This is a genomic window from Micromonospora coerulea (assembly GCF_016598485.1).
Lineage (GTDB): Bacteria > Actinomycetota > Actinomycetes > Mycobacteriales > Micromonosporaceae > Micromonospora > Micromonospora coerulea.
The window spans coordinates 12,627-34,582 of the sequence record NZ_JAEMUW010000004.1; the positions used below are offsets into that span (position 1 = coordinate 12,627).

Genomic DNA, 21,956 nt, shown 5'->3' on the forward strand with positions numbered 1-21,956 from the left:
GGGCGCCACCACGCCATGATCGACCGGGGGTGGGCGTGACGGGGCCGGGGGACGAGGGGACGGAGTATCAGTACGGGGCGCGCAGCGAGATGGCGCGGGACGCGTCGCGGGTGGAGGCGTTCAGCGACGCGGTGATCGCGATCGTGCTGACGCTGATGGCGTTCGAGCTGCTGCAACTGGGGCCGCAGCAGCCCGACCAGCCGGGGCTGGCCGGCGCGCTCGTCCGCGAGTGGCCGGCGTACCTGGCGTACCTGATCACGTTCGCCATCGTCGGGCAGGTCTGGCTCACTCACCACAACATGTGGCGGTACGTCGTCCAGGTGGACCAGATGCTGCTCGTGCTCAACCTGCTCCTGCTGCTCTTCGTGGCGGCCATCCCGTTCGCCGCCCGGCTGCTCTCTGACAACCTGCAGGGCACGGTGGGCGATCAGCGGTTGACCGCCGCGCTCTACGTCGGCACGGTCCTCGGCGAGGCGCTCTTCTTCAACCTGAGCTGGTGGTGGGCCCGCCGCCGTCACCTGCTGCACCCCGGCCTCGACCCGCGGCTGGCGAGGGCGGTGGCCCGCCGGTTCCTGCTCGGTCCGCTGCTCTACCTGATCGCCTTCGCGGTGGCCTTCGTCGACCCGATCCTCAGCCTGGCCGCCTACTTCCTCCTGACTGCCCTCTACGTCATTCGCGGCCCCGGCGACCTCCCCTCCTCCCGCCCCCGCCCCTCGTGAGCGGGGGTGGGGGTCAGCGGGTGAGGTCGGACAGGATGCGCTGGGCGGCGTTGTGGCCGGCGGCGCCGATGACGCTGCCGGCGGGGTGGCAGCCGGCGCTGCCGGCGTAGACACCGTCGATGCCGGTGGCGTACGGCATGCGGTCGGTGAAGGAGACGGTGTTGTCGACGTGGTGGATGTGGCCGCCGGTGATGCCGAAGTGCGCCTCGATGCCGGGCGGCGGGAGCGGTACCGCGTCGGCGATGAGGTCCCCGGCGCCGGGGGCGTAGCGTTCGCAGATCTCGATCAGGCGGGACACGTAACCGGGCAGCGCCGCGTCCCAGGTGGTGCCCGCCAGCTCGTACGGGACCGACTGGACGAAGAGCGCCGAGGAGTGGTGCCCGGCCGGGTCGGACAGCGACGGGTCGACGGTGGTGTGCAGGTACCACTCGATGGTCGGCTCCTCGGGCAGCCGGCCGGCCTGCACGTCCGCCCACATGGCGCGCAGCGCCGCCATCGGCGAGTCGCCGCCGGCGCCGACCAGCGAGGCCGAGCCGGGCAGCAGGTGGATGGTGGAGCCGAACGGGCTGGGCGCGTCGGCCGGCAGGCAGGAGAAGCGGGGCAGGCCGGTCAGCGCCAGGTTGAGCTTGAGCGTGGTGCCGGGGCGGCGGACCGCCGCCATCCGCTCGCCGAGCGGCGCGGGCAGCACGCCGTCGGGCAGCAGCTCCATCAGCCGGTACGGGTCGCAGGCCCCGAGCACCACGGGCGCGGCGACGGACCGGCCGTCGGCCAGCACCACCCCGCTGGCCGCGCCGCCGTCCAGGGTGATCGCGGTGACCGGCGTACCGGTGCGGATCGTCGCCCCGGCGGCCCGCGCGGCGTCGGCGAAGGTCCGGGACACGGTGCCCATGCCGCCCTCGGCGATCATCCAGGTGCCGTCCGCGCCGGGCAGCCGGCACATGTTGTGCACCAGGAAGTTGTGGCCGGTCCCCGGGTCGTCCGGGCCGGCGTTGAGCCCGGAGAGGCCGTCGGTGACCGCGTACATGCTGACCAGCAGTTCCGAGCGGAAGTCGAAGCGGGCCAGGTAGTCGGCGACCGAGCCACGGACCAGGTCGACGAAGACCTGCCGCAGGGCGGGCCGGACGTACCGCTCGGCGGTCTGGTCCACCGGCAGCGGCTCGGCCAGCCAGGCCGGCGCGAGGTCCGCGCGGAGCTGGGCCAGCTCCGCCTGCATCGCGTCGTCGGCGGCCTCGTCGGCGGGGGAGAAGAACTCGGCGAGCTGCCGCCGGGTGGCCGCGGTGTCGCTGCCGAAGAGGAGGTACGGCGCGCCCAGGCCGCCCGGGGTGGGCAGGAAGTAGTGCGGGTCGCGGCGCAGCACCGGGATGCGCACGTCGAGGGTGGCCAGCAGCTCCGGCGGCATCAGCCCGAGCAGGTACGAGCCGGTGGAGTGGCGCAGCTCGGGCACCTTCGGGAACGGGTTCTCGGTGCGGGTCGCCCCGCCGATCACGTCGGCGGCCTCCAGCACCAGCACGTCGAGACCGGCCCGGGCCAGCAGAATCGCCGACACCAGCCCGTTGTGCCCGGACCCGACGATCACCACGTCGGCGCGGGCAGGCAGCTCACTCGCTTCGCTCATGCCCGGGCAGCCTAGTGCGGCGGCGGCCCCAGCGGGAGGGCCGGCGCCCGCGGCACCCGGGTGGCTACGGCATCCGCGAGTCCGCCGAGCCCCGCCCGGCCACCCGGGCGGCCCGCCAGCGGCTCAGCGCCAGCGTCGCGGAGTAGCCGGCCAGGACGATCACGTGGAAGAGATAGAGCCAGAGGATCACCGCGATGCCGCCGCCGATCTCGTCGAAGCCGCCGAACGGCACGCCCAGGTCGAGCGGTAGCGAGCAGAACAGCACGAAACCGTGCAGGAAGCCGGAGAGGTTCGCCGCGGTGAACGAGCCCATCCCCAGCGTCGACAGCCAGTCCGGCGAGGCGGGACCCACCACCCGGAAGACCCAGATCAGCACCGGCGTGAGCACCAGCCACGTCGCCAGGAAGGAGAGCACCACACCGAGCGCGCCGACCCAGCCGCCCTGCCGGACCAGCTGGGTGGTGAGCGGCAGCGCCAGCAGGATCGCCAGCAGCAGGGCGGGGGCGGGCGCGAGCAGCGGAAGCAGCAGCAGGCGCCCCCGCCAGCCCACCAGCGACCCCGTCTCGCCGCGCGGCTCGGCCACCGAGACGAAGGCCCGGCGCAGCCCCTCGCCGTACAGCGACGCCGGCAGCAGCGACGCCAGCGCCAGCAGCGGGGTCAACCCCAGGCCGGCACCGACCAGCGCGGCCACCGCCCGGTGCGCACCGATCTCGGTGGGCAACGTGTTGATCGCGTACGAGGTGAGCCGCCGGACCCGTTCGTCGCCGGCGACCAGCCCGGTCATCCAGATGGCCAGCAGCGCCACCGGCACGACGGCGATCGCCCCGTAGAAGGTGATCGCGGCGGCGTGCAGCGACAGATCCCGGCCCCGTACCGGCCGGAACGCGGCGGTGGTGATCCGCTTCGTCCGCTGCCATGCGTCGCCCATCGCGATCTTCTTCCCCGTGCGGCCACCCGGCACGCATTACGATCCGGCGGCATGACCATCGTCTCGACCGAACGCCTGGTCGTCCGGGAGTGGACCACGGAGCCGGCCGACCTGGACCGGATCTACGACATCTACTCCCGGGACGAGGTGATGCGCTGGCTGGGCGGGGGAGCGGGGCGGCTGACCGACCCGGCGCAGGCGGCCGAGCGGGTCCGATCCTGGCACGACCGGTACGTCGGCTACGGCGACCGGTACGGGCTGTGGGCCGTCGTGCCCCGCGACTCCGCCCGGCCGGCCGGCAGCATCCTGCTCAAGCCGTTGCCCGGCCGCGACGGCGTCACCCCCACCGACGACATCGAGGTGGGCTGGCACCTCCACCCCGACTCCTGGGGGCACGGCTACGCCACCGAGGCCGCCCGCGCGGTGCTCGACCGCGAGTTCGCCACCGGCACCCGGCACGTCTACGCGGTGGTGATGGCCGGCAACGCGGCGTCGGTGGCGGTGGCGCGGCGGCTCGGCATGACCCACGTCGGCGTCCGGACCGACTGGTACGCCGGCGCCGAGCTGGAGACCTTCGTGCTGCACCGACCCGAGTGACCAAGTTCCCTCCCACGTTGCCGCCGCCGACTTTGAAGCTGAATCGCGGGTTCCGGGGTACCGGGACCGGCCCGTCGTCGGTAGGGTCGGCCGCCGTGGAGATCGAGTTCACCCATCAGCGTGACCGGGCGTACGCCCGACGGCTCGTCGCCGCCAGCACCGCCCGCAGCGGCGCCACCCACTTCGTCACCGGGCTGATCGCGGCCGCCGCGGGCATCGCCGCGCTGACCGCGGAGCCGGCCTGGACCTACCTCCCCGGCTGCCTCGGGCTCGGCGTCGGCGTCGGCTGGATGCTCAAGGTGCTCCTGCTCCCCCGCCAGGCGGTCCGGCGGCTGCCCGCGGCCTGGTTCCAGTCGCGCCGCTACCGCTTCGATGATGATGGGGTCGCGTGGACGTCGGCGTACGGCCGGTCCTGGGTCAGCTGGGCCGCCTTCGGCCGGGTCACCGTGCGTCCGTTCGCCTATCTGCTGTGGCAGCCCGGCGGCCTCGCGGTGTGGGACGTCCCGCGTGGATCGCTCACCCCCGAGCAGGACCGTCAGCTCGCCGCGCTGTTCGCCGCCCACCTCCCGGCCTCCACCGCACCGGTCGGGCCGTCCGGCGAGCAGGGACCGCAGGCGCCCGACCGGATCCGGCCTCCCGCGCCATAGCGGCGGCAGCGCCGCTGACCAGCGACGCACGTGGTGTGCGATCCGGCTGATCTGCTCGACGAGGAAGCGGCGACGGTGGAACCGGACGCCGGGGAGTGAGGCTCCCAGCGGGCGTTCAGGACGGCTGGGGAAGAATGGTCGGGTGACGTCTCCCCGCGACCTCGTTCTGCTCGGGTCCACCGGCTCGATCGGTACCCAGGCCATCGACATCGTCCGGCGCGACCCGGACCGGTTCCGGGTGGTCGCGCTCGGCGCGGGCGGCGGCAACGTCGAGCTGCTCGCCGCGCAGGCCCTCGAACTCGGGGTCGAGGCGGTGGGGGTGGCCAAGGCGTCCGCCGCGCAGGACCTCCAGCTCGCGTTCTACGCCGAGGCGAGCCGGCGCGGCTGGGCCACCGGCGACTTCAAGCTGCCCAAGATCGTGGCCGGGCCGGACGCGATGACCGAGCTGGCCCAGTGGCCCTGCGACATCGTGCTCAACGGGGTGGTCGGCTCGCTGGGGCTGGCGCCGACCCTCGCGGCGCTGCGCGCCGGTCGTACCCTCGCCCTGGCCAACAAGGAGTCCCTCGTCGCCGGCGGGCCGCTGGTCCGGGCCGCGGTGACGCGGCCGGGGCAGATCGTCCCGGTGGACTCCGAGCACTCGGCGCTGGCGCAGTGCCTGCGCGGCGGCAGCCGTGGCGAGGTGCGTCGGCTGGTGGTGACCGCCAGCGGTGGCCCGTTCCGGGGGCGGCGGCGCGACGAGTTGACGCAGGTCACACCGGAGCAGGCGTTGGCACACCCGACCTGGAACATGGGGCCCGTGGTCACGATCAACTCGGCGACCATGGTCAACAAGGCGCTCGAGGTGATCGAGGCGCACGAGCTGTTCGACGTGCCGTACGCCGACATCGAGGTGATGGTCCACCCGCAGTCGGTGATCCACTCGTTGGTCGAGTTCGTCGACGGATCCACCCTCGCCCAGGCCAGCCCGCCGGACATGCGGCTGCCGATCGCGCTCGGCCTCGGCTGGCCGGACCGGGTGCCGGGCGCCGCCGCCGCGGTCGACTGGACGACGGCCCACACCTGGGAGTTCTTCCCGCTGGACGACGCCGCGTTCCCGGCGGTCGCGCTGGCCAAGGCCGCCGGCGAGGCCGGGCGCTGCCGGCCGGCGATCTACAACGCGGCGAACGAGGAGTGCGTCGCCGCCTTCGTCGCCGGACGGCTGCCGTTCCTCGGCATCGTCGACACGCTCCAGCGGGTGTTGGAGGGCGCTCCCGACTTCGCCGAACCAGGTACCGTCGAGGACGTGCTCGCCGCCGAGTCGTGGGCGCGAACGCACGCCCACGAGATCATCTCGGCGTCGGTGGAAGGAGCTTGATGGCAAACCTGCTCGGGGTGGCGCTCTTCGCCGTGTTCATTCTCGTCTCGGTGAGCCTGCACGAGGCGGGGCACATGCTCACCGCCAAGGCGTTCGGGATGAAGGTCACCCGCTACTTCGTCGGCTTCGGGCCGACGCTCTGGTCGTTCAAGCGGGGCGAGACCGAGTACGGCGTCAAGGGCATCCCGCTCGGCGGCTTCTGCAAGATCGTCGGGATGACCCCGCAGGACGACGATGTCGACCCGGCCGACGAGCCGCGCGCGATGTGGCGGTATCCGGTCTGGAAGCGGACGATCGTGATGTCCGCGGGCTCGATCACCCACTTCGCGCTGGCCCTGGGCGCGCTCTGGATCATGGCGGTCGCCGTCGGCCTGCCCAATCCGGACGCCCCGACCACCGAGAAGGAGTTCCATGCCGAGCCGGCGGTGATCGCTCTCGCGCCCTGCGTGGTGGTGGAGAACGCCAACCGGGCCTGCCAGACCGGCGACCCGGCCAGCCCGGCCGCCAAGGCGCAGCTCCGCGACGGCGACCGGATCACCGCGGTCAACGGCACGCCGGTTTCCACCTGGGGCGACATGCTCGACGTGGTGCGTGCCGCCAAGCCGGGCACCGCCACCGTCGACTACGTCCGGGACGGCACCCCGGCCACCGCCACCGTCGACCTCGCCGCCGTGCAGCGGCCGCCGCTGGACGACCCGAAGGGCACCACCTCGTCGGTCGCCGCGCTCGGCGTCGCGCTCCGGCCGACCACCCCCCGGCTGATCGAGTACGGCCCGATCGCCGCCTTCGGTGCCACCGCCGACTTCACCGGCACCATGGCGGTGCAGACCGCGCAGGCCATGCAACGCATCCCGCAGAAGGTCCCCGCCCTGTGGACCGCCATCACCGGCGGCCAGCGGGACGTGGACACCCCGATCAGCGTGGTCGGCGCCAGCCGGCTCGGCGGCGAGTTCGTGGCGAACGACGCCTGGTACGGGTTCTTCATGCTCTTCGTCTCGCTGAACTTCTTCATCGGGGTGTTCAACCTGCTGCCGCTGCTCCCGGTGGACGGCGGCCACATCGCCATCATCTGGTTCGAGCGGGTCCGCTCCTGGGCGTACGCCCGGATCGGCCGCCCCGACCCGGGCCGCGTCGACTACCTCAAGCTGATGCCCCTGACGTACGCGGTGATCCTGATCGGTGGCGTGTTCACGCTGCTGACCATCACCGCGGACGTCGTCAATCCGATCACGCTCTTCCCAAGGTGAGTGCCTGAAGTGACCGCTGTCAGTCTCGGTATGCCCCCCGTACCGCCGCCGCCGCTCGCCCCGCGTCGGGCCAGCCGCCAGATCATGGTCGGCTCGGTACCGGTCGGCGGGGGTGCGCCGGTCTCGGTGCAGTCCATGACCACCACCCTCACCGCCGACGTCAACGCCACGCTCCAGCAGATCGCCGAGCTGACCGCCTCCGGCTGCCAGATCGTCCGGGTCGCCGTGCCCAGCCAGGACGACGTCGAGGCGCTGCCGGCGATCGCGCGCAAGTCGCAGATTCCGGTGATCGCCGACATCCACTTCCAGCCGAAGTACGTCTTCGCCGCGATCGACGCGGGCTGCGCGGCCGTCCGGGTCAACCCGGGCAACATCCGGCAGTTCGACGACAAGGTGAAGGAGATCGCCAAGGCGGCCGGCGCCGCCGGGGTGCCGATCCGGATCGGCGTGAACGCCGGCTCGCTGGACAAGCGGCTGCTCGCCAAGTACGGCAAGGCCACCGCCGAGGCGCTGGTCGAGTCGGCGCTGTGGGAGTGCTCGCTGTTCGAGGAGCACGGCTTCCGGGACATCAAGATCTCGGTCAAGCACAACGACCCGGTGGTGATGATCCGGGCGTACCGCCAGCTCGCCGAGAAGTGCGACTACCCGCTGCACCTGGGTGTCACCGAGGCCGGCCCGGCGTTCCAGGGCACCATCAAGTCGGCGGTCGCGTTCGGCGCGCTGCTGGCCGAGGGGATCGGCGACACCATCCGGGTCTCGCTGTCCGCCCCGCCGGTGGAGGAGATCAAGGTCGGCAACGCGATCCTGGAGTCGCTGGGGCTGCGCGAGCGGGGCCTGGAGATCGTTTCCTGCCCGTCCTGCGGCCGGGCCCAGGTGGACGTCTACAAGCTGGCCGAGGAGGTCACCGCCGGCCTGGAAGGGCTGCCGGTGCCGCTGCGGGTGGCGGTCATGGGCTGCGTGGTGAACGGCCCGGGTGAGGCCCGCGAGGCCGACCTGGGTGTCGCGTCCGGCAACGGCAAGGGGCAGATCTTCGTCAAGGGCAAGGTCGTCAAGACCGTCCCGGAGGCGCAGATCGTCGAGACGCTGATCGAGGAGGCGCTGCGGATCGCCGACGAGATGGGCGCCGAGATCCCCGAGGAACTGCGTGACATGGTCCCCGGTCCCCGGGTCACCGTGCACTGACGTCCCACCACACCGTCGAAAGGGCGGCCGTCCCCCACGGGGAACGGCCGCCCTTTCCTTTCGAACCCCAAACCCCGCTCCCCGCCGCACAGTTTCCCGGAAGAGTGGCTATCCCCCGTGGAACAGCCACTCTTTCGGGAAAGAGGGCGAGTTTGGGGGTGGGTCACTCGGATTCGGCGAGGATGGCGTAGAGCTTGCGGCGGGTCTCGTCGAGCACCTGGGCGGCCCGCTCGCGCTGGTCGTCGGTGCCGGTCATCATCACCTGGCGCAGCGCGTTCATCGCCTGCGCGCCGGCGTCCCGGATGTCGTGCCAGCTGTTGACGGTGTTCTCGGCGAACTCCGCCCAGGGCGGGGTCTGCGCCGCCTCGGTGGCCTCGGCCCGGCCCCCGTCGGTGAGGGTGAACCGCTTGCGCCCGCCGCCCGACCCGTCGGTGGCGACGATGACGCCCTCGTCCTCCAGCAGCTGGAGGGTCGGGTAGATCGAGCCGGGGCTGGGCCGCCAGGCCCCGCCGGTGCGCGAGTCGATCTCCTGGATCATCTCGTAGCCGTGCATCGGCCGCTCGGTGAGCAGGGCCAGCACCGCGGCCCGGACGTTGGGGCGGCGTCCCCGGCCGCGCCCGCCCCGGCCGCCTCGCCCGCCGTGACCGTGCGGCCCCGGGGGGAACGGCGGGCCGGGCGGGAACGGGGGGAAGCCGAAGCCGCGCATCCGCGCCTCGTGCATCGCGTGCATCCGGTGGTGGAATCCCATCGGATCCTCCTGTTCTTCGTAGTGTCGCTGATGCATCGACGATATATCGGCAACGCATCGGCGACAAGGAAAATGTTGCGGGTGGCGGTCGCCGACTCGGCGAGCCGGGGCGCCCGTGATCGGCGAGCTCTGGCACGCGGCGGCCGGCTGGGGGATCTCCTTCGGCCTGGCGCCGGCCCACGCACAGGGGCAGTACCAGGGCGCGTACGGGATGGGCATGCAGCTCGGCGGGATGATCGCCCCGGTGGTGGTGACCACCCTGGCGGTCGGCTGGGGCGTGCCGGGCTGGCTGCTGCTGGGCGGGCTGTTCCTGCTGCTCGGGCTGCTGATGCCGCCGGTGGTGCGGTGGGCGCGGCGGTCCCGCCCGGCCGAGCCCGCGGTCGCGCCGGTCCCGGTTGGCTGAGCGGGTCCTCAGGTCGACCGGCGCGCGGCCGGGGGAATCTGGCAGGCTGGTAGCCGTGCTGACGGTGCCGGTACGCCAACTGGGGGAATCGGAGCGCCGCGCGGTCGAGCGGCTGCTCGACCTCGACCCGTTCGCGGGCGCGCAGGTGGCGGAGCGGGTGGCTGCCCGCGGGCTGGCCTGGTGGCGGGCCGAGGGCCGGATCCTCGGTTACGGCGCCCGACGCAACCTCGAGTCGATCTGCTGGCTGGGCGGCAACCTCACCCCGGTGCTCGCCACCGAGTCGGCGGTCGCCGCCTTCGCCGAGCAGCTCGGCACCGAGGAGCGGCTCTGCTCCTCGATCGTCGGGCGGGCGGACGCGGTGCTCGGGCTCTGGGACCGGCTCTGCGGGCAGTGGGGTCCGGCCCGGGACGTACGCCCCAACCAGCCGCTGCTGGCCACGGACGCGCTGCCGGCGATGGCGGGCGACCCGGAGGTGCGCCGGGTGCGCGGCGGCGAGATCGACCGGCTCTTCCCGGCCGCGGTGGCGATGTACACCGAGGAGGTCGGGGTCTCCCCGCTGGCCGAGGACGGCGGGCGCGGGTACCGGCGGCGGGTGGCCGACCTGGTCCGCGCGGGGCGCGCGTACGCCCGCTTCGTCGACGGGAAGGTGGTCTTCAAGGCCGAACTGGCCGTGGTGACCCGGCGGACCGCCCAGGTCCAGGGGGTCTGGGTGGCGCCGGAGTGGCGGGGCCGGGGCATCGCCACGGCGGCGATGGCGGCGGTGGTCCGGGACGCGCTGGTGAGGGTCGCGCCGACGGTCAGCCTCTATGTCAACGACTTCAACCTGCCGGCCCGGCGGGTCTACGAGCGCTGCGGCTTCCGGCCGGTCGGCACGCTCGCCACCGTCCTCTTCTGAGCGGTCCCCGGCCGGGCATGGCCGGGATCACGTCGTATTGAACTGCACCGAACCGGACGTCCGGCGCTATGCTGACCATGTTTTTGTACTGACTAGTCAGTTCAATGAAAGTGGGACGATGAAGATCGTCGAGGCCAGCCGGCTGGGCCTGCGGACCCGCCGGGGCTGGGTGTACCGGGACGTCGACCTCACCGCCGGGATCGGCGAGCTGCACGCGGTCACCGGACCACCCGGCAGTGGGCGTACCTCCCTGCTGCTCGCGCTGGCCGGTCGCTTCCCGCACACCGAGGGGGAGCTGCGCCGCCGTGGCCCGGCCGCGCTCGGCCAGGTCGCCGGGGTGCACGAGCCCGACCCGACGCTCACCGTGGCCGAGCACATCCAGGAGCGGCTGCTGCTGCTCGGGCCGGTGCCGCGCCGCCGCCGGCAACTCGTCCCGGTCGCCGCCGTCCGGGCCCGCCGGGCCTACCGCAGGGACGCCTACGCCGCCGCGATCGCCGGCGCCGGCTTCACCGACACCCCGCTCGACCCCGACGTGTACGGCCGCGACCTGACCCCCGTGCAGCGGCAGGTGCTCGGCCTGGTGCTGGCCAGCCTGAGCGGCCCCAATCTGATCGTCGCCGACGACGTGGACGCCGGCTCCGACGCGCCCGAGCGGGCCTGGCTCTGGGCCGCCCTGTCCCGCCTCGCCGGCCAGGGGTACGCCGTGATCGCCAGCGCCCGCGCGGTCGAGCCCGGCAGCGCCGCGATCGTGCACCGGATCGGCGACCCCACCCTGCCCACCCGCACCGAGCTGACCCTGCCCCCGGCCGCCCTCGTCAAGCCCCGCGCGGCCGAGGACCAGACCCCCGAGGTGACCCGATGAGCGTTGTCCGCCTCGCCCTGTTCGAGCTGCGCCGGATGACCCGCGGCCGGCTGCCGCGCGCCGCGCTCGCCGTCCTCACCGTCATCCCGCTGCTCTACGGCGCCCTGTACCTCTACGCCTTCTGGGACCCGTACGGGAACCTGGACCGGATCCCGGTCGCCCTGGTCAATGCCGACCGGCCGGCCAAGGCCAGCGACGGCACCGAGGTGCACGCCGGGCAGGACCTCACCGACGAGCTGATCGACCGCAGGGTCTTCGGCTGGACCGTGACCGACTCCGCCGACGCCACCGCCGGCCTGCGCACCGGCCGCTACCACCTGGTCTTCTCCATCCCGGCCGACTTCTCCGCCACCCTGGCGGCCAGCCCCGAGCCGGACCAGCCGGCCCACCGGGGCGAGCTGAAGGTGGTCAACGACGACGCCACCAACTACCTGTCCGGGTTGCTCGCCCGCTCCGCGTTCAGCGAGATCCGGGCCGCCGCCGCGGAGAGCACAGCCGCGTCGTACTTCGACAAGATGCTGATCGGGTTCACCGACGCCAAGGCCGAGACCGGCCGGGCGGCCGACGGGGCCGGGAAGATCCACGACGGGCTGGGCGCGTCCGAGGACGGCGCCGGCAAGATCGCCGACGGGCTGGACGCCTCCTCCGACGGCGCCGGGCAAATCGCCGCCGGGCTCGACAGGTCCGTGCGGGGCGCCGACCAGCTGGCCAGCGGGCTCGACCAGCTCTACACCGGCGCGGCGCAGATCGCCGACGGCACGAACCGCGCGGCGACCGAGACCCGGGCCGCCGCCGCCCAGGTGAACGCCGCCGCCGACAAGTACGAGCCGCTGCTGCGGGAGAACGCCCAGGACATCCAGCGGGCCGCCACGCTCGTCGCCGAGGGCGCGCAGGCGCTCGCCGACGGCATCGACGCGCTCCCGGCGAAGGCGGACGCGGTGGTGATCCAGGCGGAGCAGGTCCGCGACCGGCTCGACGCGCTCGCCGAGGCCCACCCCGAGCTGGCCGACGATCCGAACCTCGTTGCCGCCCGGCAGGCCGCCGACAAGGCGGTCACCGCCGCTAAGGCCATCGTCGCCACCCTCCACCAGACCGACCTGGCCGCGCTGCGGAAGCAGATGACCGAGGTCGCCGCCACCGCCCGCGAGGTCGCCGCCGCCGCGCCGCACCTCGCGGACGACGTCGCCTCGGCCCGGGCCAAGGTCAACCTGCTCGCCAGCGGGCTGACCACCCTCGCCGACGGCAGCGCCAAGCTGCGCGACGGGCTGGGCGACGCCGCCGACGGCGCCGACCAGCTGCGCGGCGGGCTGTACCGGCTCGCCACCGGCGCCCGCCAGCTCGACGGCGGGCTGGCCCAGCTCAGCAGCGGCGGCGACCGGCTCGCCGACGGGCTGACGAAACTGGAGGGCGGCGCCGGCGACCTCGCCGACGGGCTCGCCGCGGGAGAGCGGAAGCTGCCCGGCTACCACGACGCGGACCGCCGCTCCGACATCCTCGGCGATCCGGTCGGACTGATCCGCGACTCCCAGCACCCCGCCGGGTCGTACGGGGTGGGCTTCGCCCCGTACTTCCTCGCCCTGGCGCTCTGGGTCGGCGCGATGATCACGTACATGCTGCTGCGGCCGGTCAACCGGCGGCACGTGATGTCCGGCGCCCCCGGCTGGCGGGTCGCGCTCGCCGGCTGGCTGCCCGCCGCGGCCATCGGCCTGGCCCAGGTCGGGGTGCTCTTCACCGTGGTGACCCTGGCGCTGGGCCTGAACCCGGTACGCGACCTGGCCACCCTCGGCCTGCTCGCGCTGACCTCGCTCGCCTTCACCGCGATCATGCAGCTGCTCGGCGCGGCGCTCGGCCCGGCCGGCCGGCTCGCCGCGCTGGCCCTGCTGATGCTCCAGCTCACCTCCTCGGGCGGCACCTACCCGGTGCAGACCTCGCCCGGCTTCTTCCAGGCCGTCCACCCGTGGCTGCCGATGAGCTACGTGGTGGCCGGGCTCCGGCACACCATCAACGGCGGACCCGCCGGGCCGGTCCTCACCGGGGTGGCCGTGCTGGTCGCGTTCGGGGTGGGCGCAGTGCTGCTCACCATCGGGGCGACCCGCCGGTCCCGCCGGCTGACCCCGGCCAAGCTGCACCCCGAGCTGGCCATGTGAGGATGCTGATGGGCCGGACGGTGGTGACGCCGGGCTCCGGCACGCGCCGGCCCACCGGCGCGCCGGGGTTCGGGACGGGGGGACGAGTGACGGACGGACGGTCGCGGCGGCGGGAGGACACCCGCCAGCGCCTCTTCGTGGCGGCGGTGGAGCTCATCGCCGAGCAGGGCTTCTCCGCCACCACCGTGGACGACATCGCGGCCCGCGCCGGGGTGGCCAAGGGCACCGTCTACTACAACTTCGAGTCCAAGACGGTGCTCTTCGAGGAGCTGCTGCGGCACGGCATCGGGCTGCTCACGGCCGACTTCCGGGCCGCGGTGGCCGGGCAGCCGCCGCGCGAGGCGCTCGCCGCCCTGGTCCGCGCCGAGCTGGAGTACATCCGCCGGTACCGGGCCTTCGCCCAGCTCCTGCTCTCGGAGATGTGGCGGACCAACCGGGAGTGGCAGCAGACCCTGCGGCTGCTGCGCGGCGAGGCCATCGAGGTGATCGCGGAGACCGTCCGGGCCGGGGTGGCCAGCGGCGACCTCCCCGCCGACCTGGACGTGCGGACGGCCAGCTCGGCGCTGTTCGGCGTCGGGCTGGTGGTGGCCGTGGACTGGCTGGTCTTCCAGCCCGAGCGGCCGATCGAAGACGTGCAGGAGGCGCTGCTCGGCATCGTCCGGCGGGTCGCCCAGACCTGAGCCGGGCCGGTGTGATCCGGCGTAAATGCGTTGAGCCGTCGGGGTCGGACGGGCGAGGCTGGGGTCACCGCCCCGCCCACCCGAGTCCGGAGGACCCACCGTCCCATGCGTCTGCTCCGTGATCTCTGGGCCACCGCACCGCGCCGGATGGCGGTCGTCGTCGCACTGATCCTGCTCGGCGCCGGTGGCCAGGCCGCCGCCTCCGCGCTGGCCGGGCCGGTGCTGGTGCACCGCTCGGCCGGCTGGTTCGCCACGCTGGCCGTGGCCCTGGTCGCCGCGGTGGTCACCGACGTCGCCGTCGGGCTGCTGATGGCCGGGCTGACCGCCGACTGGTCCGCCGACGTCCGCCGTCGGCTCTGCCGGGTGGCGCTCGGGCAGGATTTGCCCACCCTGGAGACCACCCCGGTCGGTGAGCTGCTCGACCGGATCGACAACGACGTCTACCAGGTCGCCGCCGAGATGCGGAACACCGGCGTCCGGCTCGTCCAGGGCGTCGCGGTCTGCCTGCTCGCCACCGCCGGCGCCCTGCTCGTCTGGTGGCCGGCCGGCGTCGGGATGATCCTGCTGACCGCACTGCTGGGGGTGTTGCTGCGCCGCCCCACCGCCCGCATCGCCCCGGCCCGGATGGCCGAGGAGGAGGCCTGGTCGGACCTCGCCGCCGTGATGGAGGAGGCGGTGCACGGCCAGGACGACGTCCGCACCAGCCTGGCCCGGCCGTACGTGCTGCGCCTCTACGCCCGCCGGGCCGCCGAGGTGATCGCCCGGGGCGGCCGGGTGTTCCGGCTCTCCGCCCGGGTCACCGCCCTCGCCGCCGGCGGGGTCCGGGTCGGCATCGCTGCCGTGGTACTCAGTGGTGCGTGGGCGCTCGCCACCGACCGGATCGACGGTGCCCGGCTGACCGCGATCTGGCTGCTCGCCCTCGCCTTCGGCGGGACCGTCGAGCACATCGCCCGCTGGGTGCCGCACCTGCAGCAGGCGCTCGGCGCCTGGGCCCGGGTGCAACTGCTCGCCGGCTCCCGGCAGGAACCCGCCGGCGGCGCCGCCCCGGCCGACGGCGACCTGACCGTCCGCGGGCTCACCTTCCGCTACCCCTCGGGCGGGGACGACCGGGGGCCGGCGCTGCGCGACATCCGGCTCAGCTTCGCCCGCGGCCGGTCGTACGCCCTGGTCGGCCGGACCGGGTCGGGCAAGTCGACGCTGGCCAAGGCGCTCACCCGGGCCGTGGAGGTGCCGCGCGGCACGATCTTCCTCGGCGACACCGACCTGGTGGACCTGGACGTCGAGGCGCTGCGCCGGTGGATCGCCGTGGTGCCGCAGCGCACCGAGATCCTGGCCGGCACGCTCGCCGAGAACGTCGCGCTCTTCGACCCCGACCTGCTCGACGACGCCGCCCGGGCGCTGGCGGAGCTGGGGCTCGCGGGCTGGATCGCCGAACTCCCCGACGGCGTGGACACCCGGCTCGGCGAGGGCGGGCACGTCCTCTCCGCCGGGCAGGAGCAGCTCGTCGCGTTCGCCCGGATCCTGGTGCGCGACCCGCACGTGGTGATCCTCGACGAGGCCACCGCCCGGCTCGACCCGGTCACCGAGAGCCGGGTCCGGCAGGCCACCGAACGCCTGCTCGCCGACCGGATCGGCATCGTCATCGCGCACCGGCTCTCCTCGGTGCGCCGGTGCGACGAGGTGGTGGTGATGGCCGACGGCGCGGTGCTGGAGGCCGGCCCGCTGCGCGAGTCGGAACGCTTCGCCGAGCTGCTGGCCACCAGCCACGCCAGCGCGTACGCCCCGACCGGGGGTGGGCGCGGCGGGGTGGACCTGCTGGATGGGCCGCCGCAGGAGTGGGACGACGTCGAGTCGCCGGCCGCGGCGGTCGCGACCGGCCGGCCCGATCCGGTGGCCGTACCGAAGAGCGACCCGCCGCCGCAGCCCCCCGCGCCGGCCGCGCGGACCATGCGGGAGATCCTGCGGCTGGGCACCAACGACCCGCGGTACGGCCTCGTCTCCGTCTGCCTCTTCGTGGTGATGACGCTGCTCGGCCTGGACGGCTCGGTGCTGCCGTGGCTCTGGGCCGACGTGGTCGGGGGCGGCGACCCGTGGCTGCCGGCGCTCGGCATCGTCGCCGCGCTGCTGGTGGTCCTGCCGCTGCCCTACCTCACCAACCTGTGGTTCCCGCAGTGGTGGATCCGGCAGTTGCTGCGGATCAGCCTGCGCCTGGTGCACGGGCAGACCGGGGCGCGCCGGGTCAGCGGGCACACCCCGGCCGAGGTGGTCGCGCAGGGCGGCGACACCGACCGGGTGGTGCAGCTCGCCGACAACCTGATGGACCAGTTCATCTCGGTGGCCATCGTGGTCACCATGACCGTGGTGACCGGCAGCTTCGTGCCGGCGCTGTTCTTCGCCGGGACGATGCTGGTCTCCGGGCTGGCGGCGACGCTGTTCGGGCCCCGACTGGAACGTACCGCCGCCGGCACCGTCAAGGCCCGGGCCGCCTTCGCCACCGCGCTGGTCTCCTCGCTCTCCGCCGCCCGTACGGTGAAGCTCGCCGGCGCCACCCGCCCGGTGCTGGACCACCTCGCCGCGCTGGACACCGTCCGCAGCGACCGGCAGCGCCGGGAGATCGCCATGCAGGTGTGGGCGCGGTCCACCCCGTCGGTGGTCAGCGGCCTGCTGCCGATCGGCGCGTGGGGGCTCTACCTGGCCGGCGGGCTCTCCGCCGGCGCGACCCTGGTGGCGGTCTCCACCCTCGGGGCCGCCCGCTGGTTCGCCTGGACCACCGCGTCGCTGGTCTCGCACTACCCGTCGGCCCGGGTGTGGACCCGGCGGACCGTGGCGATGGCCGGGATCGCGGAGTACTCGGCGGCCGTACCGGGGGTCGATCTCGCCGCCGGCGCCGCGCCCGCGCCCGAGCCGCCGCCGCGGCACCCGCTGCGCCGGCTCGACCTGGCCGGTTTCGGGGCGCTGCACACCGACGGCACCCTCGCCGTACGCGACGTCGACCTGACCGTCGACCGGGGACAGCTGGTGCTCGTCGTGGGACCGGTCGGCGCCGGCAAGTCCTCGCTGCTGCGGGCCCTCGCCGGCATCGTGCACCACACCGGCACGCTGCGCTGGAACGGCGAGCCGGTCACCGAGCCGGAGCTGTTCCTGCGCCCCAACCAGGTCGGCTACGTCGGCCAGTTGCCCCGGGTGCTCTCCGGCACGGTGGCCGACAACATCGCGCTGGGGCACGAGGTCGACGCCGCCGACGCGGTGACCACGGCCCAGTTGGAGCACGACCTGGCCGCGGCCGGCGGCGGGCTCGGGCTGCTCATCGGGCACAAGGGCACCCGGCTCTCCGGCGGGCAGCTCCAACGGCTGGCGCTGGCCCGGGCGCTCGCACCCCGTACCGAGCTGCTGATCGCCGACGACGTGTCGTCCGCGCTCGACGTCACCACCGAGCTGGCGCTCTGGGCGGCGCTACGCGAGCACGGGGTGACCGTGGTGGGCTCGACGTCCAAGCGGGCGGCCCTGGTCCGGGCCGACCACGTGGTGGTGCTGATCGACGGCACGGTCGCCGCCCAGGGCCCCTGGCGCGACCTGGAGTCCCACTGGTCGCACCTGGCCGGCTGACCCAACTTGGGGGGTTAGAAGGCGCGGGCGTACTGGTTGGGCCAGTGCGGTTCGGCGGTCAGCTTGGCGGCGGCGCGGCGGGGCCAGTACGGGTCGCGGAGGAGTTCGCGGCCGAGGAGCACCAGGTCGGCCTCGCCGGCGGTGACGATCTGCTCGGCCTGCTCGGGCTCGACGATCAGGCCGACCGCGCCGGTCGGCACGCCCGCTTCGCGGCGGATCCGGGCGGCCAGGGGGACCTGGTAGCCGGGGCCGATCGGGATGGCCGCGCCGGCCGAGGCGCCGCCGGAGGAGGCGTCCACCAGGTCCACGCCGGCGGCGGCCAGCTCACCGGCGAGCAGCACGCTGTCCTCGACGGTCCAGCCGCCGGAGACCCAGTCGGTGGCCGAGATCCGGGTCAGCACCGGCACGGACTCGCCGACCGCGGCACGGACCGCCCGGGCCACCTGCAGCGTCAGCCGCATCCGGCCGGCCCGGTCGCCGCCGTAGCCGTCGGTGCGGTGGTTGGTCAGCGGGGAGAGGAACTCGTGCAGCAGGTAGCCGTGCGCCGCGTGGATCTCCACCGCGGCGAAGCCGGCGTCCAGCGCCCGGCCGGCGGCGGTGGCGAACGCGGCGACCACGCCGGCGATCCCCGCCTCGTCCAGCGCGGTCGGCTCCCGGTAGTCCGGCAGGAACGGCTCGGCGCCCGGGCCGACCGGGGTCCAGCCGCCCTCGGCGTCCGGCACCCCGCCCCGGTGGTCGGCCCACGGCCGGTACGTCGAGGCCTTGAACCCGGCGTGCGCCAGCTGCACCGCCGGCACCGCGCCCTGCTCGGCGACGAACGCGGTGATCGGGCGCCAGGCGTCGACCTGCGCGTCGGACCAGATCCCGACGTCCTGCGGGCTGATCCGCCCCTCCGGGGCCACCGCGCTGGCCTCGGTGATGATCAGACCGGCGCCGCCGACGGCGCGGGAGCCGAGGTGGACCCGGTGCCAGTCCGTGGGCAGGCCGTCCGGGCCGGCGCTGTACTGGCACATCGGCGCCATCGCGATCCGGTTGGGCAGGGTGACGCCGCGCAGGGCGAGCGGGGTGAACAGGGCGCTCATGTGGTTGATCCTCCGTGACAGGGGTCGAGGAGAGCCCTCCGGGGGGAGGGCCCTCCTCGATCAGCGGTCCGTGCGGTGCCGTCGGAGCCGGCCGCGGCTCAGGCGGGCACGGGGCTCAGCTCGTCGGACCGGGCCGGCCGCTCGGCGGGCTCGGCGGGGTCCGGCTCGACCCGGGCGCGCGTGCCGGCGGAGTCGTACGCGGCCCGGTCGAGGGTGCCCTCCCGGGCGGCCACGATGGTCGGCACGAGCGCCTGGCCGGCCACGTTGGTGGCGGTACGGATCATGTCCAGGATCGGGTCGATGGCCAGCAGCAGGCCGGCGCCGGCCAGCGGCAGCCCCAGCGTGCTCAGGGTCAGGGTGAGCATCACGATCGCGCCGGTCAGGCCGGCGGTGGCCGCCGAGCCGACCACCGAGACGAAGGCGATCAGCAGGTAGTCGCCGACGCCCAGGTCCACCCCGAAGACCTGCGCCACGAAGATCGCGGCCAGGGCCGGGTAGATCGCCGCGCAGCCGTCCATCTTGGTGGTGGCGCCGAACGGCACGGCGAAGGAGGCGTACTCGCGGGGGACGCCGAGCCGCTCGACGGAGCGCTGGGTCACCGGCATGGTGCCCACCGAGGAGCGGGAGACGAAGGCCAGCTCGATGGCCGGCCAGGCGCCGGCGAAGAAGCGCAGCGGGTTGAGCCGGCCGGCGGCCACCAGCAGCACCGGGTAGACCACGAAGAGCACGATCGCGCAGCCGACGTAGACCGCGGTGGTGAACTTCGCGAGCGGGGCGAGCAGGTCCCAGCCGTACGAGGCGACGGCGTGGCCGATCAGGCCGAGGGTGCCGATCGGGGCGAGCCGGATCACCCACCAGAGCGCCTTCTGCACGATGCTGAGCACGGACCGGTTGAACTCGACGAACGGCTCGGCGGCCTGGCCGACCAGCAGCGCGGCGGCGCCGACCACCAGGGCGAGGAAGACGATCTGGAGCACGTTGCCCTCGACGAACGCGCCGACCGGGTTGGTGGGCACGATGCCGGTGAGGAAGTCGGTCCAGGAGCCGGTCTTCTTCGGTGCGGCGGCGCCGGAGACGTCCAGGGTGACGCCCTTGCCGGGATTGGTGAGCAGGCCGAGGCCGATGCCGACGCTCACCGCGATCAGCGCGGTGATGCCGAACCAGAGCAGGGTCTTGACCGCCAGCCGGGCGGCGTTGGCCACGCCGCGCAGGCTGACCACGCTGACCACGATGGCGGTGAAGACCAGCGGCGGGACGGCCAGCTTGAGCAACTGGACGAAGAGGCCGCCGACGGTGTCGAGGGTGCTGGCGAGCCAGCTCAGGTCGTTGGCGCGGGCGAGGAAGCCGAGCGCCACGCCGAGCACGAGGCCGAGCAGGATCTGCACGGAAAAGGGGATCTTGCGCAGGGCGGAAGCCATGATGATGCGTCCAAGGTCTGTCGGAGGGTCGATCGGGGCAGCGTCAGGAACGAGGCTGCGCCGGACAGACGCCGCTGGCCTGCAGTCGGAGGTCGACGTACAGGCGCACGGTGAGGTGCCAGACGTTGGTCATCGCCTGCCGACGCTACTCCCGGCCGGTCCACAGCTGGAAGGAGTGACCGTCGTGACGATCCTTACATGACCCGGTCCGGACCCGGCGCCCGGTTCGTCAGGACCGGCGGTGGGCCAGGCCGAGCGCGGTGGCGGTGGCCAGTCCCCAGCCGGCGGCCACCGCCAACAACAGCCGCTCCAGCACGCCGACCAGGCCGCCGCGTCCCACGGTCAGCATGGCCAGGCCGATCGCCGCCGACAGCGGCAGGGCCAGCGCCGCCCCGAGACCGGCGATCCGGCGCAGCCCCGGGACCGCCGCCGGGGAGACGAGCAGGGCCAGCATCGCGAAGACCACCGCGGCGGTCGCCGCGATGCTCGCGCCGCCGTGCACCAGGTCCGCCGCGGTGGCCGTCTCGAACGGTGGCAGCGGGCAGCCGGCGCTGCACGTCACCGCCCCGGAGAGCAGGGTGAGGACGCTGCCGGCGGCGAGCAGCGCCGCGGCCACCCGCAGCGCCGGGGGCAGCGCCACCGCGAGCAGCAGCAGCGCCGCGGCCACGGCGAAGATCCCGATCCGGTACGCCGGGGCGTACGGGCTGTCGGCGACGCCGGCCTCGCTGACGTACCCGGTGGGGCCCGGACCGGGACCGGCGACCACGGCGACCGTCACCGCGACCGCGCCCGCCAGGGTGCAGCCGGCGGCTGCCGACGCGGCGACGACCCGGCCGAGGCCCGGGTCAGCCACGCCCGTGCGGCGTGGTCCAGCCGGAGGTGTCCGGCCCGAGCGGCACGATGCCGGTCGGGTTGATCTCGCGGTGCGTGGCGTAGTAGTGCCGCTTGATGTGGTCGAAGTCCACCGTCTCGCCGAAGCCCGGGGTCTGGAACAGGTCCCGGGCGTACGCCCAGAGCACCGGCATCTCGGTCAGCTTCTGCCGGTTGCACTTGAAGTGCCCGTGGTACGCCACGTCGAAGCGGACCAGGGTGGTGAACAGCCGCACGTCCGCCTCGGTGATCGCGTCGCCCATCAGGTAGCGGCGCCCGGCCAGCCGCTCCGACAGCGCGTCCAGCCGGGCGAAGAGCGCGCGGTACGCCTCGTCGTACGCCTGCTGGGAGGTGGCGAAGCCGCACCGGTACACGCCGTTGTTGACGTCCCGGTGGATCTCGGCCATCAACGCGTCCATCTCCGGCCGCAGCTCGACCGGGTAGAGGTCCGGCGCGCCCGGGGAGTGGAACCGCCGCCACTCGGTGGAGAAGTCCAGGGTGAGCTGCGGGTAGTCGTTGGTGACCACCCGCCCGGTCCGCGTGTCGACCAGCGCGGGCACGGTCACCCGGCCGGTGTAGTCCGGGTCGGTGGCCAGGTACGCCTCGGAGAGGTAGCCGATGCCGAGCACCGGGTCGAAGCCGTCCGGGTCCAGCGCGAACCGCCAGCCCCGCTCGTCCCGGATCGGGTCGACCGTGCCCAGCGAGATCACCTCGTCCAGGCCGAGCAGGCTGCGCACGATCCGGGCCCGGTGCGCCCACGGGCAGGCCCGGCACCAGATCAGCCGGTACCGGCCCGCCTCCAGCGGCCAGCGGTCCTGATCGTCCGGGCCGCCGCCTTCGGGGGACGTGGAGTGCGGGGTGACCCGACCGGTGAACCGGTTGGGCTGGCGGACGAACGCACCGCTGCCGGTGCTCTCTGCACTGAACTGGGCCCGGGCCATGCCGCCAACCTATCG

Annotated in this window: 19 protein-coding genes; 12 read left to right on the forward strand and 7 right to left on the reverse strand. The window is 74.1% G+C overall.

Annotated features, from left to right (window positions below; translation table 11 throughout):
- Nucleotides 1-89: 89 nt before the first annotated feature.
- Nucleotides 90-719 (forward strand): TMEM175 family protein, encoded by a 630-nt coding sequence (locus I8N68_RS06685; protein ID WP_200209288.1) that lies wholly within the window; start codon nt 90-92, stop codon nt 717-719.
- 13 nt (nt 720-732) lie between these two features.
- Here the strand turns inward: I8N68_RS06685 and I8N68_RS06690 are convergent, their stop codons facing one another.
- On the reverse strand, nt 733-2,334 hold the full coding sequence (locus I8N68_RS06690; RefSeq protein WP_200208981.1) for a phytoene desaturase family protein: 1,602 nt from the start codon (nt 2,332-2,334) through the stop codon (nt 733-735).
- Nucleotides 2,335-2,398: 64 nt separating this feature from the next.
- Nucleotides 2,399-3,262 (reverse strand): YhjD/YihY/BrkB family envelope integrity protein, encoded by an 864-nt coding sequence (locus I8N68_RS06695; protein WP_200208982.1) that lies wholly within the window; start codon nt 3,260-3,262, stop codon nt 2,399-2,401.
- 51 nt (nt 3,263-3,313) lie between these two features.
- Between I8N68_RS06695 and I8N68_RS06700 the strand changes: the two genes are divergently transcribed.
- From I8N68_RS06700 to ispG, 5 genes are all read left to right on the forward strand, one after another.
- Nucleotides 3,314-3,859 (forward strand): GNAT family N-acetyltransferase, encoded by a 546-nt coding sequence (locus I8N68_RS06700; protein ID WP_200208983.1) that lies wholly within the window; start codon nt 3,314-3,316, stop codon nt 3,857-3,859.
- 95 nt (nt 3,860-3,954) lie between these two features.
- Nucleotides 3,955-4,506 (forward strand): hypothetical protein, encoded by a 552-nt coding sequence (locus I8N68_RS06705; RefSeq protein WP_200208984.1) that lies wholly within the window; start codon nt 3,955-3,957, stop codon nt 4,504-4,506.
- A gap of 142 nt (nt 4,507-4,648) precedes the next feature.
- Entirely contained in the window at nt 4,649-5,860 is a 1,212-nt protein-coding gene (gene dxr, locus I8N68_RS06710; RefSeq protein WP_200208985.1) for a 1-deoxy-D-xylulose-5-phosphate reductoisomerase, read from the forward strand.
- Nucleotides 5,860-7,107 (forward strand): M50 family metallopeptidase, encoded by a 1,248-nt coding sequence (locus tag I8N68_RS06715; RefSeq protein WP_200208986.1) that lies wholly within the window; start codon nt 5,860-5,862, stop codon nt 7,105-7,107. Before dxr ends, I8N68_RS06715 begins: the two co-directional genes overlap by 1 nt.
- 9 nt (nt 7,108-7,116) lie before the next feature.
- The gene (gene ispG, locus I8N68_RS06720) at nt 7,117-8,289 is read left to right on the forward strand and encodes a flavodoxin-dependent (E)-4-hydroxy-3-methylbut-2-enyl-diphosphate synthase (protein ID WP_200208987.1); all 1,173 of its coding nucleotides are present in this window, start codon (nt 7,117-7,119) and stop codon (nt 8,287-8,289) included.
- Nucleotides 8,290-8,452: 163 nt separating this feature from the next.
- On the opposite strand, the gene I8N68_RS06725 is transcribed toward ispG, so the two are convergent.
- Nucleotides 8,453-9,037, reverse strand: a complete 585-nt coding sequence (locus tag I8N68_RS06725) for a PadR family transcriptional regulator (protein ID WP_200208988.1) — start codon at nt 9,035-9,037, stop codon at nt 8,453-8,455.
- Between the two features lie 115 nt (nt 9,038-9,152).
- Between I8N68_RS06725 and I8N68_RS06730 the strand changes: the two genes are divergently transcribed.
- The 6 genes from I8N68_RS06730 to I8N68_RS06755 all read left to right on the forward strand — a co-directional run bounded on the left by I8N68_RS06730 (nt 9,153) and on the right by I8N68_RS06755 (nt 17,630).
- Nucleotides 9,153-9,440 carry a hypothetical protein gene (locus I8N68_RS06730; RefSeq protein ID WP_234038930.1) on the forward strand — a complete coding sequence of 96 codons (288 nt, stop codon included), beginning with the start codon at nt 9,153-9,155 and terminating at the stop codon, nt 9,438-9,440.
- Between the two features lie 55 nt (nt 9,441-9,495).
- Entirely contained in the window at nt 9,496-10,335 is an 840-nt protein-coding gene (locus tag I8N68_RS06735) for a GNAT family N-acetyltransferase (RefSeq protein ID WP_200208989.1), read from the forward strand.
- Nucleotides 10,336-10,453: 118 nt separating this feature from the next.
- Nucleotides 10,454-11,197, forward strand: coding sequence for an ATP-binding cassette domain-containing protein (locus I8N68_RS06740; protein WP_200208990.1), 744 nt, complete (start codon nt 10,454-10,456; stop codon nt 11,195-11,197).
- A complete protein-coding gene (locus I8N68_RS06745) occupies nt 11,194-13,344 on the forward strand; it encodes a YhgE/Pip domain-containing protein (RefSeq protein ID WP_200208991.1) in 2,151 nt (716 codons plus the stop codon). The genes I8N68_RS06740 and I8N68_RS06745 overlap by 4 nt, the downstream gene beginning before the upstream one ends.
- A gap of 86 nt (nt 13,345-13,430) precedes the next feature.
- Complete coding sequence (locus I8N68_RS06750; protein WP_200208992.1) at nt 13,431-14,024, forward strand: TetR/AcrR family transcriptional regulator; 594 nt, start codon at nt 13,431-13,433, stop codon at nt 14,022-14,024.
- A gap of 105 nt (nt 14,025-14,129) precedes the next feature.
- A complete protein-coding gene (locus tag I8N68_RS06755; protein WP_200208993.1) occupies nt 14,130-17,630 on the forward strand; it encodes an ATP-binding cassette domain-containing protein in 3,501 nt (1,166 codons plus the stop codon).
- A 14-nt stretch (nt 17,631-17,644) separates the two neighbouring features.
- Here I8N68_RS06755 and I8N68_RS06760 read toward each other — a convergent pair whose 3' ends face one another.
- The 4 genes from I8N68_RS06760 to I8N68_RS06775 all read right to left on the reverse strand — a co-directional run bounded on the left by I8N68_RS06760 (nt 17,645) and on the right by I8N68_RS06775 (nt 21,941).
- Nucleotides 17,645-18,712 (reverse strand): NADH:flavin oxidoreductase/NADH oxidase, encoded by a 1,068-nt coding sequence (locus I8N68_RS06760; protein ID WP_200208994.1) that lies wholly within the window; start codon nt 18,710-18,712, stop codon nt 17,645-17,647.
- Nucleotides 18,713-18,810: 98 nt separating this feature from the next.
- On the reverse strand, nt 18,811-20,118 hold the full coding sequence (locus tag I8N68_RS06765; RefSeq protein ID WP_200209289.1) for a dicarboxylate/amino acid:cation symporter: 1,308 nt from the start codon (nt 20,116-20,118) through the stop codon (nt 18,811-18,813).
- A 241-nt stretch (nt 20,119-20,359) separates the two neighbouring features.
- Complete coding sequence (locus I8N68_RS06770) at nt 20,360-20,983, reverse strand: DUF998 domain-containing protein (RefSeq protein ID WP_200208995.1); 624 nt, start codon at nt 20,981-20,983, stop codon at nt 20,360-20,362.
- Nucleotides 20,976-21,941 carry a glutathione S-transferase family protein gene (locus I8N68_RS06775; RefSeq protein ID WP_200208996.1) on the reverse strand — a complete coding sequence of 322 codons (966 nt, stop codon included), beginning with the start codon at nt 21,939-21,941 and terminating at the stop codon, nt 20,976-20,978. Before I8N68_RS06775 ends, I8N68_RS06770 begins: the two co-directional genes overlap by 8 nt.
- Nucleotides 21,942-21,956: the final 15 nt, after the last annotated feature.